Here is a 14,869-nt window from a genome sequence, read left to right on the forward strand (position 1 = left end):
CGTTATAGGCCTTTTCTGATTGGTCGGCGCGCGTCCCCGCCGCCGCCGACGCGGCCGTCCCCTCGTTGAAAAGGTTGATAACCGGGAAGCCGCTCCTCTCGGCTATGTCAAGCGCGCTCGATGAGGACACCCAACGGGCGCTGGCGGACGGCCGCGAGACCGCCGGCGCGATGCTGCGGTCCGCACAGAAGGACCTCCAGAAGGTGTTCATCGTCTTCCTCGTCGGGTTCATGGGGACGTTCTACGCCCTCCGGCTGTACGTCTGGGACTTCCTCAAGAACGTCACGCGGGCCCGGCTCAGCGAGTCGGCCGGGCAGGAAGTCGAGATCATCGCCCAGACGCCGTTCGACGTGATCCTCCTCCAGGCGAAGATCGGACTGATCGTCGGGATCGTGTTCGCGATCCCGCCGTTCCTCTACTTCTCGCGGGACGCGCTCCGCGACCGGGGGCTGTGGCCGCAGACCCCCGTCGCACGCTGGAAGATCGCCCTCATCGCCCTCCTCGCCGTCGGTCTGTTCGTCGTCGGCGTCGCCTACGGCTACCTCGTGTTCTTCCCGTTCATGTTCGCGTTCCTCGCGAACAACGCCCTCTCCGCGGGGATCCAGCCCACCTACTCCATCGTGAAGTGGGCGCAGTTCATCGCCCTCCTGACGTTCTCGTTCGGCTTCGCCGCCCAGATGCCGCTGTTGATCACGGCGCTGTCGTACGCCGAGATCGTCCCCTACGAGACGTTCCGCGAGAAGTGGCGCCACGCCGTCGTCGCCATCTTCGTGTTCGGCGCGGTGTTCTCGCCGCCGGACCCGTTCACCCAGATCATGTGGGCGGCGCCGCTGCTGTTGCTGTACGCCGCGTCGCTGTACCTCGCGAAGGTGGTCGTCACCGCGCGCCGCGGCAGCGAGCGCATCGACCTCGCGGCGACCGCGCGCCTCCGCTGGAACGCGCTCGCCGGCGTCGCCGTCGGCGTCGCCGCCGCCGTCTTCCTGTTCTACACCCGGGGCGGCGCCGCCGCGGTCAACGGCGTCGCCGGCGCCGTCACCGACTACCGGTTCGCGACGGGCCTCCCGACGCCCGTGCTCGTCGGCATCGCCGCCGCCGCGGGCGTCGTCGCGGCCGTCGTCGCGCTCGCGTACTTCGTGTACGCCGAACTCGACGCGTCGACCGCCCTCGTCGGCGACCCCGGCGACCCCGACGCCATCGACCTGACGGCGCTCGACGCCGCCGGCGTGCGCGCGGCGCCGCCGGAGGCGTTCGAGGGGATGACCGAGGACGAGGCGCTGGAGGCCGCCTCCGTCGCGATGGACGCGGACGACCCGGAGAAGGCGCGGGCGATCCTCGACCGGTTCGACGACGCCGCCGCCGAGGGCGTCGCCGACGCCGACGACGGCGACGCCGGCGCGTCCGGCGCCGACTCCGCCGCCCCGACCGGGCCCGCCCGGGACCTGTTCGCCGGCGACGCCGGCGTGGTCCGCGCGACCCGCCGCGGGGTCGGCTTCGTGGACTGGCGCGGCCGGCTCGGCTCGCTGTGGAACGTCCTCCTCGGTATCGCGGCCGTCGTCGGCGCGGTCGGCTACGTCCTCGTCGAGCGGCCGGCGCTGGCCGACTCGGTCCTGACGGAGTACGGGACGAGTTCGGCGGCGATCCTCGGGAGCCTCGGCGTGAGCGGTACGGCCGCGCTCGCGGCGTTCGTCGCCGGCGGCCTCTCGCTGGCGGCGCTGTTGGGCCTCCTGCTGGCCGTCTACTTCGCCTACGTCGCCGGCACCGACCCGACCGCCGTCGACGCCGAGGCGCTCACGGCCGACCAGGTGCGGCGCGCCCCGGACGCCGTGTTCGCGGGCGTCTCCGAGCGCCGGGCGAACTTCCTCGCCGACCGCGCCGCCTCCGCGGGCGACTCCGAGAAGGCGCGAGCGGTGCTCGACCGCTACGACGACTACCAGTCCGCGCAGGCGGCCGCCGAGGCGGCCGGCGGGGCGGGCGGCGCGTCGGTGCCCGGCGCGGCCGACGACGCCGGCGACCGGGCCTCCCGGGCGGGCGGCACGTTCCTCGAGGGGCTCACCGGCGGCGAGCGCGACGAGGACGACATCGGCGGCTACTACGACGACCTCGCGTTCGTCGCCGCCTCGCTGCGCTCGCGGCTGTTCGTCCTCGTCTCCGTGTTCGGGGTGACGCTGGCCGGCGTGTTCGCGTTCCTCTACCTCGGCGGGATCGGGACGGTGCGCGAGAACTTCGTGAACCGGATCCCCGCGGAGGTGGTCGGCCCGAACGCCGAGAACTTCGGCGTCATCGTGCTCCACCCGGTCGAGGCGCTGATCTTCGAGGTGAAGATCTCCACCATCGCCGGCGTCGTCGCGGTGCTCCCGTTCGCGGCGTACTACGCGTGGCCCGCGCTCCGGGACCGCGGCTTCGTCCGCGGCCGCCGGCAGGTCGTCTTCGGGTGGGTCGCCGCCCTGCTGGCGGGGTTCCTCGGCGGCCTCGCGCTCGGCTACAACGTGATCGCCCCGGCGGTCATCTCGTGGCTCGTCGGCGACGCGCTGGCGGCGGGGATGGTGATCAGCTACCGGATCAGCGACTTCGCGTGGCTGGTGTTCTTCACCACCCTCGGGATCGGCTTCCTCGCCGACGTGCCCGTGCTCATGGTGTTGCTCAACACCGCGGGGGTCTCCTACCGGGCGATGCGGTCGCGCTGGCGGGAGGTGACCGTCGGCATCATGCTCGCGGCGGCGCTGTTCACGCCCGCCGACGTGTTCACGATGTTCCTCGTGACGATCCCGCTGATGGCCGCCTACGGGATCGGGCTGTTGATCCTGTGGGTGCTCACGCTCGGCGGCCGCCGCGACCTCGGGAAACCGACGGTCGACCTCGTGCGCGACTCGAAGCCCGGGGCGTGACGACGCCGGCGGCGCCCGCCCCGGGGGGTCGCGCGCCACCCGGGCGTCGGACTTCTCGTCGTGCTCGTGTGAGAAGATTCAACCCCGCCTCCACGTATCCTCGGGTATGCCCAAGATAAGCGTCGAGATGCCCGGGGGAGCTGCTCGCCGACCTGGACGAGCACGTCGGCGACGACGGCAAGTTCGTGAACCGAAGCGACGCGATCCGCGCGTCGGTGCGCAAGACGCTGGACGTCCTCGACGAGATCGACGCCCGTCACGGCCGGCTGGACGACGCGAGCGACGCGAGCGACGCCCGCGGCGACGGGGGCGACGGGGACGACGAATGAGCGGCGCCACGGCGACCGGCGAGCCGCCCCGTCTGGACGTGCCGCTGGCGGCGGTCGTCCTCACGGCGCTGTTCGTCGCGGCGCTCGTCACCGCGCAGGTCATCTCCGCGAAGCTGCTCGCGGTGACGCTCCCCGTGCTCGGCGCCGTCACCGCGCCCGGCGGGACCTTGGCGTACGCGGTCACGTTCTTCGCGTCGGACTGCCTCTCGGAACTGTACGGGAAGGCGTACGCCCGCCGCGTCGTCAACGTCGCCTTCGCGATGAACTTCGTCCTGTTGGCGCTGGTGTTCGCGACCATCGCGACGCCCGCCGCGCAGGGGTCGGTCGACCCCGCGGCGTTCGAGACGGTGCTGGGCCTCTCGGGCAACATCGTGCTGGGCTCGCTCGTCGCGTACGTGCTGAGCCAGAACTGGGACGTGATCGCGTTCCACCGCATCCGCGAGTTCACCGACGGCGACGCGCTGTGGCTACGCAACGTCGGCTCGACGGCGACGAGCCAACTCATCGACACCGTCGTGTTCACCGTCGTCGCGTTCGCCGTCGCACCCGCCGTCTTCGGCATCGGGCCGGCGCTCCCGACCTCGGTGCTCCTGTCGCTGATCGGCGGGCAGTACGTCCTGAAACTGCTCATCGCGCTGGTCGACACGCCGCTCGTGTACGCCGCCGTCGCGCTCGTCCGCCGCGACGGAGACGAGGCGGCAGGTGTGAGCGCCTGAGGCGCCCGAAAAACGGTTCTCTCGCTCCGCTCAGTCGACGCGCTCGGCGAACCCGAACCGCGGTTTCACGTCGTCGACGACGACCTCCACCGTCTCGCCGGCCTCCGCGCCGGGGACGAACAGCGTGTACCCCTCGACGCGGGCGACGCCGTCGCCCTCGTCGCCGGTGTCGGTCACCTCGACCTCGAGCCGCTGGCCCTCCCGGACCGGCGCGTCCGTCCGCCCGCGGGCGATGAGGTAGCGCTCGGAGGAGCGCTTCCGGGACGCCTCGGGAGTGTACGCCCGGACGTACTGGAACTGCTCGGCCACGTCGTCGCGGAAGTCTGCGAGGTCGGGACCGTCGAACACCTTCACGACGAACGAGCCGCCCGGTTTCAGGAGTTCCAGCGCCGTGTCGAACGCCTGCCGACAGAGGTGGATCGAGCGGGCGTGGTCGAGCTGGTACTCGCCGGTCATGTTCGGCGCCATGTCGGAGATCACGACGTCGACGGGGCGCTCCGGCTCGGCGTCGCTCTCCTCCGGTCGCGGGTCGACGCCGAGCGCCTTCCGGAGGTAGTAGCGCGTGCGCTCCTCGGTCATGTCGCCGCGGACGGTATCGACGTGCGGGTGGTCGAGGTCGTCGATGCGCTGGAGGTCGACGCCGACGACGCGGCCCGCCTCGGTCACCTCCTCGGCGGCGATCTGGAGCCAGCCGCCCGGCGCCGCGCCGAGGTCGACGACCGTGTCGCCGCGGTCGAACAGGTCCACCTCCTCGTCGATCTGGCGGAGCTTGTAGGCGGAACGGGCGCGGTACCCCTCCTGTTTCGCCCGGTTGTAGAAATCGTCCTTGCGAGCCATGGTCAGTTGCCGGTGTTACCCGGCTGAAACGGATAAAACGCGCGTTCGCCCGCTCCCGACGCGCCGCGTGAGAGCGCTTAAGAAGCGGCGGGCGAGAGAGCAACTACCTGCATGGTCGAGCCGATCCTGAAGTGGGCCGGGGGAAAGCGTCAACTCCTCTCCGAGATCACGGCGCAGTTCCCCGTCACGTTCGACCGGTATCACGAGCCGTTCGTCGGCGGCGGCGCGGTGTTCTTCCACCTCGAGCCGGACGCCGGCTCCCTCAACGACCTCAACGACCGACTGGTGACGCTGTACGAGGTGATCCGCGACCGCGACCCCGAGGAGCTGATCGCGGAGAACCGGACCCACGAGCACGACGAGGACTACTACTACGACGCCCGCGACGAGTTCAACGAGTTGCACGAGGTCGCGGACAAGACCGCCGACGAGCGACTGCGCGAGGCGTCGCTGTTCGTCTACCTCAACCGGACGTGTTTCAACGGCCTCTACCGCGAGAACAACAGCGGCGAGTTCAACGTCCCCGTCGGCCGGTACGCCAACCCCGACTGGGTACAGGCCGACCGCATCCGCGCGCTCCACGAGGTGTTGCAGGACACGACCGTCCACAACGAGGACTTCGAGTACGTCCGCGACGAGGCGACCGCCGGGGACCTCGTCTACTTCGACCCGCCGTACGAGCCGGTGTCGACGACGGCGAACTTCAACGACTACCACGCCGACGGGTTCGACAAGGACGACCAGAAGCGACTGCGCGATCTCGCGGTCGCCCTCGACGACGCGGGCGTGTCGGTCGTCCTCTCGAACTCGCCGCCGGTCGCCGAGTTGTACGAGGAGTACGACCGGTTCGAGGTGAACGTCGTGCAGGCGACGCGGGCGATCAACAGCGACGCCGACAACCGCGGCGAGGTCGCCGAGGTGCTGATCACGAACGTCACTGACGCGGAGAAGCGGCGCACAACGCTCTCGGAGTACAACTGACGGCGTCGGATCCGGGGAAGTTCGGCACCGAAGTCCCCGTCTCAGTCCTGTTCGATCGCGGCGCCCTACACCTCGTCGGTCCCGGTCTCGTCAGTCGATGTGCCGTGGGCACTCGCCTCGCCGGCGTCTCCCTTGCCCTCCTCCTCGACCGGCGCGTTCGGTGCGTGTCGCTTCACGCTGTTGACGGCGTCGAGAGCCTTCGACCGGGAGGTGTACCCCTCGCCGGACGTTCCGAGGATCGTCCCGTTGCGGTGACGCAGCCGCCAGCGGAACTCGCCGCCGGCGTCCTCGTACACCTCGACGGCCGCGGTGGCCATCGTGAGGCGGTCGGCGGCGGGGGTGTACTTCCGGACGCGCTCGATCGCGTCTTTCAGTTTCGACCGAGAGCTGTACCCCTCGCCCGAGTCCGCGATGGTCTCTCCGTTGGTGGCGACGAGTCGCCAGCGGTGGCCGCCGGCGGCGTCCTCGAACGTCTCGAACCGGATCCCGGAGTCGGCGTCGACGGCGGCGTCTCCGACCACCTCCTGGACGCGGTCGGCCGCTCGGCGGGCGTTCGACCGACTGGCGTAGCCCTCACCGGAGTCGCCGAGGACGTTCCCGTTGCGGTGGACGAGTCGCCAGCGGAACTCGCCGGCCGCGTCCTCGTACACCTCGATCCCCGCCGGATCGAACTCCAGGTAGTCGGCGGGGCCGATGGCCGAGCGGACCGACTCGATGCCGTCCCTCGCCGAGGATTTCGACGAGAACCCGCGGGTCGCCGCCGCGATGGTCTCCCCGTTGTCGTGGTTGAGCCGCCAGCGGTACTCGTCGTCGGCGTCGCGGTAGAGCCGGAACCGGGCGCTCGGCTCCTCGGCGACGGGGTCGGCGACCGGCTCGGGGTCCTCCTCGTCGCGCTGCCAGACGACCGCCGCGCCCAGCGAGTTGCGCTTGACGCTGCGCATCCCGCGGCGGGCGGTCCGGTCGCTGGAGTAGCTCTCGCCGGAGGTGGCGATGATGTTCCCGTTGCGATGGACGAGCCGCCAGCGCCACTTCCCCGCCTTGTCGCGGTACACGTCGAACGTCGCCGAGCTCTTCGAGAGCGCGTTGACGTGGGACGCCGCCGCGTTGAGGTCGTCGCGTACCGACGCCGTCTCCTCTCGCGCGGCTGCGGTCTCCGCGGACGCGGCACGGACCTCCTCGCGAGCCTCCTCGGTCGCACGCTTGGCTTCCTCCGTCTCCGCTCGCGACTCGTCGACCTCGGATTCGAGGGCGTCGATCCGGTCGTCGCGCTCGGCGACCGCCGCCTCCAGCTCCTCGATGCGGCGGTCGTCGGCCTCGTCGTCGGCGCGGGCGTCGGCCAGCTGGTCCTCGACAGCCTGTCGAGCACGACTCTGACCGACCGAGATCGGTGCGAGCGCGCCCGAGAGGGTGATGAGCGCCAGCCCGAGGGTGTACACCCCAACGACTCCCTGGGCGGTCCCCGACCCGAGCGCCCACTGTCCGGGGAAGACAGTCATGAACCACACCATCGCGGCCAGACAGACGAGGAGGCCGACGTACACCAGCCGCTTGGCGGTCCGGTGGAACGACTGCCCGACGACGAGTCCGGCGAAGGCGGTCGCGAGTCCCACCCCGGAGAGGAGGTACGCGGTCCCGCGGGTCCCGGTTTGGCCCGCGCCCATCGACGTGAGAAACACCGCCATCCCCACGACCGCGACGACGGTCCCGGCGACGAACAGCCAGTACCCGTACACCTCGTCGGTGGTGAACGGCTCTCCGAACCGCTTTCGATACGTCGACGCGAGCATACCCGCTTCTGATTCACTCATGTTACCAAGTACCTATATACGACAGATGGGTTTCAAACTATGTACTTCTCGATTGAATGCCGTCTTCTTGACTGATCGGCGACTCGGGCCGTGACGTCGCCGTCGGTCTCAGCGACTTCGGCCACCGAGGTCGCTCGGAGCCGGAGTGGGAACCGCGGGTATTTTTATGGGCACACCCGTAGCCCGCGATATATGTTCAAGGCCATCGTGAGCGCCTCCACCCTCCGGGACGCGCTCGATTCGGTGAGCGTGTTGGTCGACGAGTGTAAGATCCGGCTCAACGAGGACGAGCTGGCGATCCGCGCCGTCGACCCGGCCAACGTCGGCATGGTCGACCTCACGCTCGAGGCCGCGGCGTTCGAGTCCTACGAGGCCGACGGAGGGGTCATCGGCGTCAACCTCAATCGCCTGGAGGACATCGCCGGCATGGCGAACTCCGGCGACCTCGTCCAGCTCGAACTCGACGAGGAGACCCGCAAGCTCCACATCCAGATCGACGGCCTCAGCTACACGCTCGCGCTCATCGACCCCGACTCCATCCGCCAGGAGCCGGACATCCCGGACCTCGACTTACCCGCCGAGATCGTCGTCGAGGGCGCCCAGATCGACCGCGGGATCAAGGCCGCCGACATGGTATCCGACCACATCCGCCTGCGCGTCGACGGCGCCGAGGAGGCGTTCTTCATCGAGGCCGAGGGCGACACCGACGACGTCGACCTCCGCCTCGACCGCGAGGACCTCATCGACCTGCAGTCGGGCCCGGCGGACTCGCTGTTCAGCCTCGACTACCTCAAGGACATGAACAAGGCCATCCCGAGCGACGCGGAGGTCCGCGTCGAACTCGGCGAGGAGTTCCCCGTCAAGCTCCACTACGAGTTCGCCGAGGGGATGGGGCAGGTGACGTACATGCTCGCGCCGCGCATCCAGAGCGACTGAGCACCCGCCGCTTTTGTCGCGTCGCCGCGATCGGCCGTCGTGTCCACCGCCTGGTTCTTCGACTGTGACGGGACGCTCGTGGAGTTCACCGCCCCGTACGACGAGATCTTCTGCGACACGTGCGCCGCCGTCGGCGTCGCCCGCGACGACGCTCGCTCGCTGTTCGAGTCGTACAACGACGCCTTCTTCGACGCCTTCGGCGCGTTCCACCCCGAGCCGTACCGCGAGGGGATGGCGGGGGCGCTGGCGGCGGCCGGCCTCGACGTCGACGTCGACGCGGCGTCGCTGGCGGCGTCGTTGTGCGAGACGGAGGCGGCGGCGACGACGGTCCGCGAGGGGACCCGCGCGACGCTGGACGCGCTGGCGGACGACGGCGTCGCGCTCGGGGTGTTGACGAACGGGGTGGCGGCCCAGCAGCGCCGGAAGCTGACCCGGCACGGCCTGTTCGACCTGTTCGACGCCTACGTCCCCAGCTACGAGGTGGGGGCCCACAAGCCCGACCCCGAGCCGTTCGCCGTCGCGCGCGACCGACTGCCGGCCGACGAGCACGTGTACGTCGGCGACTCGCGGGACCACGACGTCGTCCCCGCCCGCGAGGCCGGGTTCCGGGCGGTTCACGTCGACCACGACGCGGACCCGGGCGTCGTCACCGTCCGCGACCCCGGCGCCGTGGGCGACCTGTTCGTCCGGTAGTCCGCGAGTCCCCACCGGGCTCGCCCGCCGTCAGTCGTCGGCGGTCGCCGTCCGCCCGCCGAACGCGGCGCCCCGCCCCAGCACGTACACCACGGGCACGAGCAGCACCGCGCCGGCGACGAACGGCGACCAGTACGCGAGCACGTACGCCGACGCCGCCACCGGCGGGCCGACGGTCCGCCCGAGGCTCCCCGCGCCCTGCGTGACGCCGAACGCCGCGCCCTGCGTCTCGTCGCTGGCGCGGTCGGAGACGAGCGTGGACAGCGAGACGTTCAGCGAGCCGTTGCCGAACGACAGCAGCGCCCCGACCCCGAACAGCGCGACGGTCGGCCCCGTCAGGATCGGCCCCGTCAACAGCCCCTCGCCGGGGTCGCCCGGCAGCGGGAGGAGCGCGCCCACCTCGGGCGTGAACGGGAGCAACGCCAGCGCCGTCGCGAGCGCGGTGCCGCCGATCACCGCGAGCCGGACCGCGCCGAGGCGGCGTTCGAGCGGCCCGACGAGCGCGCCCTGGTTGATCGTGCCGAGGACGCCGATGTACGTGAGGAAGACGGCGGCGGCGGTCGCGTCGTAGCCGTAGAAGTCGGCGGCGAACGGGATGAACATCACCTGGATGCCCGCGAACGCGACCGAGGTGACGAAGTAGGAGGCCACGAGCGGCCGGAGCGCGTCGTCCGCGAGGGCGGTGCGGAACTGGTCGATCAGCGACCCGCTCCGGGCGCCGCTCGCGCGGCTCCGGTCGGGCTCTTTCAGCACGGCCAGAGCGGCCCCGAACGCGAGGAAGGAGAGCCCCGCGGCGGTGAAACTCGGCAGGGTGAACCGCGTCGTGGGCACGAACGCCGGCAGCAGCGAGTCGGCGGCTGCCACGACCGGGTCGCTGGCGGCGACGCCGCCGAGGGCGGGACCGAACACGAACCCCAGCGAGAACGCCGCGCCGACCAACCCGAGCGCGCCCGCCCGGCGCTCGCGCGGGGTGACGTCGGCGATGTACGCCTGCGCGGCGGAGATGTTGCCGCCGGCGGCGCCCGCGAGCGTCCGCGAGATCAACAGCGTGGCGACCGCGGCGCCGGTGCCGGCGATCGCGCCGATCTCGGTGGCGAAGCCGAACACGAGCCACGCGACGCCGGCCATCGCGACCGAGAAGGCGATCACCGGGCGGCGCCCGCGCTCGTCGGAGATGCGGCCGAGCGTCGGCGCCGCGAGGAACTGCGCCAGCGAGTAGGAGGCGGCCGTCAGCCCGATGAACACGTCCGAGACGCCGAACGAGCGCACGTAGAACGGGAGGATCGGGATGACGACGCCGAAGCCGAGCAGGTCGAGGAAGACGACGCCGATGACGACCGCGACGGCGCGCCGGGAGCCGCCCGCGCGGTCGCCGTCGGTCGACGACCCGGCCGCCGCCGCGTCGTCGGCGTCCGGATCGTCGGGCGAAGTGGTCACGGCGGACGGTCGGCGTGGGGGAACTTAGCGGTCGTGGTCGGGGCCCGCCACTCGACGGAGAAGACACTTACCGCGCCGCCGAGGACCCGCCGGCGATGCCCTCCGATCGCACCGCGCTCGTGGTCGTCCTCGTCGGCCTCCTCCTGCTGCCGGGACCGGCGTACGCGTTCGCGCTCGACGCCGCCGACGGGCCCGAGCGGCACCGCTCCCCGACCGGCTACGCGGCGACCGAGATCGCCGTCGGGAACGACTCGGTGCTCGCCGAGCGGTACGCGTCGTCGCTCACGTTCCGCCCCGAGTCGTTCCGGTACCGCCACGTCCGCAACGACTTCCGCGCGCCCAACCGGACGCGCGAGACGCTGGAGACCGCGATGGCGACCGGCTCCGCGACGGTGGACTCGGACGCAGTCGCCGCCGACGTCCGGCAACTCCGCCGCAACTACACGTTCCTCTCGGCCGAGTACGACACCTACCACACGTTCGCGCTGGCCGACGGGGAGGTGACGACGACCGTCGCCAACGAGTCCGACGTCGCGGCGGCCGTGCGTGCGGAATTGGTCGTGTCGTACGATGACCTCCCGCCCGCCGAACGGCGGACCTTCCGGAAGATCCGCAACGCGACCGAATCCGAGGCGGCGTACGACTACCGCCCGTGGAACGACGAGCCGGTTCCCGAGGAGCCGATCGTCGAGCGCGACGGGACGCACTACGCCGTCGAGGTCGTCTCCCACACGGACGACTTCTCGTTCCCCGACGGGCTCTTCCTCGGATTGGTCGGCAGCGGCGTCGGGGTGGTCGCGGTGCTGGCGGGGGTGGGGACGCTCGGGTACAATCGCTGGCGGGCCTGACGACGCCGTCCGCGGCGGCGGGATCAGCCGTGACGCTCGATGACGCGTTTGGCGGCCTGCGCCTTCTCCTTCCAGCCGTAGCCGGCCTCGTACACGTGTCGCTTGCTGTCGACGAGCTGTTCGGGCGAGGACTCCTCGAAGCCGCCGCGGTCCCACGTCCCGGAGGCGTGGAGCCAGTCGATCACGTTCTGGCGCGTCTCCTGCCACGAGAGGCCGACCATCTCGTACCACGCGACCATCGCGAACACGCTGTTGTCGTGACAGCCGGGGTAGCTCCCCTTCCGGTAGATGGTCGCCATCGGCTCGCGGGTCGGCTCCGAGACCTCCTCGCGGTAGCGTTCGGCGGTGAGCAGACGGAGCGTGTCGCCGTCCTCCTCGACGCGTCCCTCGCGCCGGAGGAGGTCCAGCGCCGCGCGGTGGAGCCCCGACCACTCGTCGTGGACGGCGTGTTGGAGCGCGGACTCGGTGACGGCGCCGTCGACGAGGACGGTGAGCACGTCGGTGTACGCCTTCTCGACGTGGTGCCACTCGGTCCCCTCGAAGTCGCAGTCGGCGTCGTGGAGGCTGTTCGTGGTGCGACAGCCGGGGCAGGGGTACGCGAACCGGGGCACGGTCGTCCGTGTGTTGGGGGAGTCGACGGCTTAGGTGTCGTGGTTCGTCGCGCCGGGCTCAGTCGTCGCCGGCGTCGACGGGGAGCGTGCTCACGTCGCGCACGTCGGCCGCGCGCTCGCCGACGAGGCCGGCCGTCAGCGCGTCGCGGACCGCGGCGGGGTCGTCGGGGCCGCCGGCCGCGGCGACGGAGCCGACCGTGTCGGGGTCGAACGGCACGCCGAGCGCGTCGTACACCGGCGCGAGCACCGCCCGGATCGGCCCCCGCTGAGCGACGGTCACGCAGCCGGAGACGAGCGCGGCGTCCTGCCGGACGCGCTGGGCGATGCCCGCCACCTTCCCGCCGTCGACGGCGCGCACGGAGTAGTCGCCCGGACAGTAGGAGGCGGGCGGCTCCCCGCGCTCGACGTCCGCGCCGGCGTCGCGGAGCGCGGCGACGAGCGTCGCGACCGCGGCCTCGTAGCGCTCGGTCAGCCCCGTCCGGGCGTCCGCGAGGGGACGGCGCGGGCGAACGCCAGCGTCGACTCGGCGTACGCGACCGCCCGGCCGCCGACGGAGCGCTCGACCGGGGGAACCCGTGTTCGCGGGCGGCCGCCGTCGCCCGCGGGTAGCCGTCCGCGCGGGCGTCGCGACGACCGAACGCGAGCGACCGCCCGGGCGCCCACACCCGCACCGCCGGCACGCCCGTCTCGCCGGCCTCGTCGAGCATCGCGGCGGTGGCGGCGCGGTCGGCGTCGCGGTCCGCCCGGCGCCCGCGGTACACCCGAACGCGCCCGCCGTCCCCGTCGTCGGTCGTCACGCCCGTCGCTCGGAGTCGGGTCGCCTAAGCGCTTGCGTCGCCTGCGACGGGTATGGACGAGTCGGGGGCGTCGAGGGCGTCGACCGAGTCGCCGGCGCCGGTCGCGGTGCCGGCGTCGGTGCTCGCGCGCTACCGCAAGTTCTCGCTGTACAACTCCCCGTACCCGGCCCACGACCGGGCGTGTGCCGTCGACCTGTACCCCGCCTCGAACGTCGGCGGCTCGCCGGTCGCCGGCGAGGTGGTCGACACCCGGACCGTGCGGTGTCCCGACCGCGAGTACGCCGTCGACCACGACCACCTGATCGTCGTCGACACCGGCGACCGCCTCGCGCGCGTCCTCCACGTCGACCCCGCGGTCGACGCCGGCGACGAGGTGGCCGTCGGCGACCCTTTGGGCGAGTTGGTGCGCTCGGGCTTCTTCGGCCGGTGGGTCGACAACCACGTCCACCTCGAGTTCCGCGAGCGCGACCGGAACCCGTATCGCGCGTCGGGGTCGCTCCCGCTGGTCGCCGACTGCGACGTGACGCCGCTGGCGTGGGACGGCACCGGCACGGTCGTCGAGACGGGGCCGAGCCACGCGGTGCTGGACGCGCCCGCGCCGCCCGCGCCGGCCGCCGGCGACGCGGGGACGTTCGTCGCCGTGGCCGACGACGACGGTCGGCCGCTCGACGGCGGGCTCGCCCACTACACGGGCGGCGGCGTCCCCGGACGGGGCGCGGACGGCGCGCCCGCCGAGGGGAGCCGGCCGACGGCGAGCGCGTCCGGTTCCTCGGCGCCGACGCCGGGACGCGACGCGGCCGCCACGTCGACTGGGCCGACGTGGCGGTGCTCGCGAACGGCGAGCGGATCACCGGGCTGTCGCTGTTCGCCGCCCGCGGCGACGCGGCCGCGGGGGCGAAACTCGTCACGCGACCCGAGGCCGGGGACCCGACGTTCGCCGTCGGCGACGAGGTCAGCGTGGCGGTCGTCGCCGCCGACGACCCCGTGCGGCTGGGGTGAGCCGGCCGAGCGGGGGCGCCGCGGCCGCCGGTGGCGTTTTGTCGCGCGGCCGCGAGGTGTCGCCAGCATGGACCGTCGTCTCCGCGTCGCCCTCGCGGTCGTTCTCGTCGTTCTCCTCGTCGCGGCCGGCGCGGTCGGGTTCGGCGTCTACCGGTTCGTCCAGCCCGTCCCCGAGTCGTACAGCCACACCGCCGAGTACCGGGCGTACGTCCAGCCGAACGCGACGCTGACGAACGTGACGCTGTACCTCCCGCTGCCCGTCGAGAACGGGAGCAGTCCCGTCGGCGACGCGGTCGTCGCCGGCTCGCCGGGCGCCGTCGACGCGCCGCCCGACTGGACGGTCGCGGTCGTCGACACCGACTACGGCCCGATGCTCGCGCTGGAGTTCGCCGAACTGACGCCCGCGTACCGCGAGCGCCCGCCGCCGCGGCCGATCACCGACGACGGCGCGACGGACACGCCGAGCGCGGCGACCCCGACGGCCGCGCCCGGGACGACGCCGATCCGGACGCTCGACTACTACCTCGTGAACGTCGAACTGGCGTTCGACGACCCCATCGACACGCGCTCGCCGGCCGACTCCGAGCCCGTGCTCCGGCCGCGACTGAACGCGACCGAGACCGACTGTCCGGTCCCGGCGGGCGAGGACGCCGCGTGCCGGTCGTTCGGCACCCGGCTGTTCCTCTCGTACGAGGCGCCGGCCGACGCGACGCTCGACGTGCTCGTCACCTACGAGGCGCGCAACGACTGGTTCGCCGGCGGCTGGACGGGCAACGCCTTCCGGCAGACGGCCGGCGTCGTCGTGTCCGGCGACGGTCCCGGCTGGGTCGCGGTCCGGGGCGAGGAGGAGACGGGCGTGGGGACGTACCGGGGCGCGCCGGCCGCGGTCGTCGGGGACCCGGGAGCCGTCGCGGTCCGGTCCGGCTGAGCAGCGACGCCGGGGGACCCGCCGCCGCGGGCTCGGCCTCGCCGGTCGCGCCGCGTCCCGCGCG

Annotated in this window: 11 protein-coding genes and 3 pseudogenes; 9 read left to right on the forward strand and 5 right to left on the reverse strand. The window is 72.3% G+C overall.

The genetic code is table 11. The annotated features are described in order from the left end of the window. The first annotated feature begins 104 nt into the window (after positions 1-104). From tatC to P0R35_RS13145, 3 genes and pseudogenes are all read left to right on the forward strand, one after another. Positions 105-2,885: a twin-arginine translocase subunit TatC gene (tatC, locus tag P0R35_RS16305; RefSeq protein WP_321170430.1), complete on the forward strand. Its 2,781-nt coding sequence runs from the start codon at positions 105-107 to the stop codon at positions 2,883-2,885. Positions 2,886-2,991: 106 nt separating this feature from the next. Next, positions 2,992-3,214: pseudogene (locus P0R35_RS13140) on the forward strand (ribbon-helix-helix domain-containing protein). Then, positions 3,211-3,930 carry a queuosine precursor transporter gene (locus P0R35_RS13145; protein WP_284012899.1) on the forward strand — a complete coding sequence of 240 codons (720 nt, stop codon included), beginning with the start codon at positions 3,211-3,213 and terminating at the stop codon, positions 3,928-3,930. Before P0R35_RS13140 ends, P0R35_RS13145 begins: the two are co-directional and overlap by 4 nt. Positions 3,931-3,960: 30 nt before the next feature. Here the strand turns inward: P0R35_RS13145 and P0R35_RS13150 are convergent, their stop codons facing one another. Then, positions 3,961-4,767, reverse strand: a complete 807-nt coding sequence (locus tag P0R35_RS13150; protein WP_284012900.1) for an SAM-dependent methyltransferase — start codon at positions 4,765-4,767, stop codon at positions 3,961-3,963. A gap of 111 nt (positions 4,768-4,878) precedes the next feature. Between P0R35_RS13150 and P0R35_RS13155 the strand changes: the two genes are divergently transcribed. After that, entirely contained in the window at positions 4,879-5,748 is an 870-nt protein-coding gene (locus P0R35_RS13155) for a DNA adenine methylase (RefSeq protein WP_284012901.1), read from the forward strand. Positions 5,749-5,813: 65 nt separating this feature from the next. Here P0R35_RS13155 and P0R35_RS13160 read toward each other — a convergent pair whose 3' ends face one another. Beyond that, entirely contained in the window at positions 5,814-7,556 is a 1,743-nt protein-coding gene (locus P0R35_RS13160) for a DUF1508 domain-containing protein (RefSeq protein ID WP_284012902.1), read from the reverse strand. A 192-nt stretch (positions 7,557-7,748) separates the two neighbouring features. Here P0R35_RS13160 and P0R35_RS13165 point away from each other — a divergent pair, with 192 nt between their 5' ends. Both P0R35_RS13165 and P0R35_RS13170 read left to right on the forward strand, forming a co-directional pair. After that, positions 7,749-8,492 carry a DNA polymerase sliding clamp gene (locus P0R35_RS13165; RefSeq protein ID WP_284012903.1) on the forward strand — a complete coding sequence of 248 codons (744 nt, stop codon included), beginning with the start codon at positions 7,749-7,751 and terminating at the stop codon, positions 8,490-8,492. 39 nt (positions 8,493-8,531) lie between these two features. Next, positions 8,532-9,185, forward strand: coding sequence for an HAD family hydrolase (locus P0R35_RS13170; protein ID WP_284012904.1), 654 nt, complete (start codon positions 8,532-8,534; stop codon positions 9,183-9,185). Between the two features lie 30 nt (positions 9,186-9,215). Here the strand turns inward: P0R35_RS13170 and P0R35_RS13175 are convergent, their stop codons facing one another. Further along, positions 9,216-10,622 (reverse strand): MFS transporter, encoded by a 1,407-nt coding sequence (locus P0R35_RS13175; RefSeq protein WP_284012905.1) that lies wholly within the window; start codon positions 10,620-10,622, stop codon positions 9,216-9,218. A 95-nt stretch (positions 10,623-10,717) separates the two neighbouring features. Here P0R35_RS13175 and P0R35_RS13180 point away from each other — a divergent pair, with 95 nt between their 5' ends. Next, positions 10,718-11,470: a DUF7979 domain-containing protein gene (locus P0R35_RS13180; RefSeq protein WP_284012906.1), complete on the forward strand. Its 753-nt coding sequence runs from the start codon at positions 10,718-10,720 to the stop codon at positions 11,468-11,470. Positions 11,471-11,493: 23 nt separating this feature from the next. Here P0R35_RS13180 and P0R35_RS13185 read toward each other — a convergent pair whose 3' ends face one another. Next, positions 11,494-12,081 (reverse strand): DUF7474 family protein, encoded by a 588-nt coding sequence (locus P0R35_RS13185; protein WP_284012907.1) that lies wholly within the window; start codon positions 12,079-12,081, stop codon positions 11,494-11,496. A gap of 58 nt (positions 12,082-12,139) precedes the next feature. Beyond that, a pseudogene (locus tag P0R35_RS13190) lies at positions 12,140-12,788 on the reverse strand (lipoyl protein ligase domain-containing protein). 142 nt (positions 12,789-12,930) lie between these two features. Here P0R35_RS13190 and P0R35_RS13195 point away from each other — a divergent pair. Beyond that, positions 12,931-13,877: pseudogene (locus P0R35_RS13195) on the forward strand (DUF8155 domain-containing protein). 67 nt (positions 13,878-13,944) lie between these two features. Next, a complete protein-coding gene (locus tag P0R35_RS13200; protein WP_284012908.1) occupies positions 13,945-14,805 on the forward strand; it encodes a hypothetical protein in 861 nt (286 codons plus the stop codon). The last annotated feature ends 64 nt before the right edge of the window (positions 14,806-14,869 follow it).

Source organism: Halobaculum litoreum (genome assembly GCF_030127125.1).
GTDB classification, from domain to species: Archaea; Halobacteriota; Halobacteria; order Halobacteriales; family Haloferacaceae; genus Halobaculum; species Halobaculum litoreum.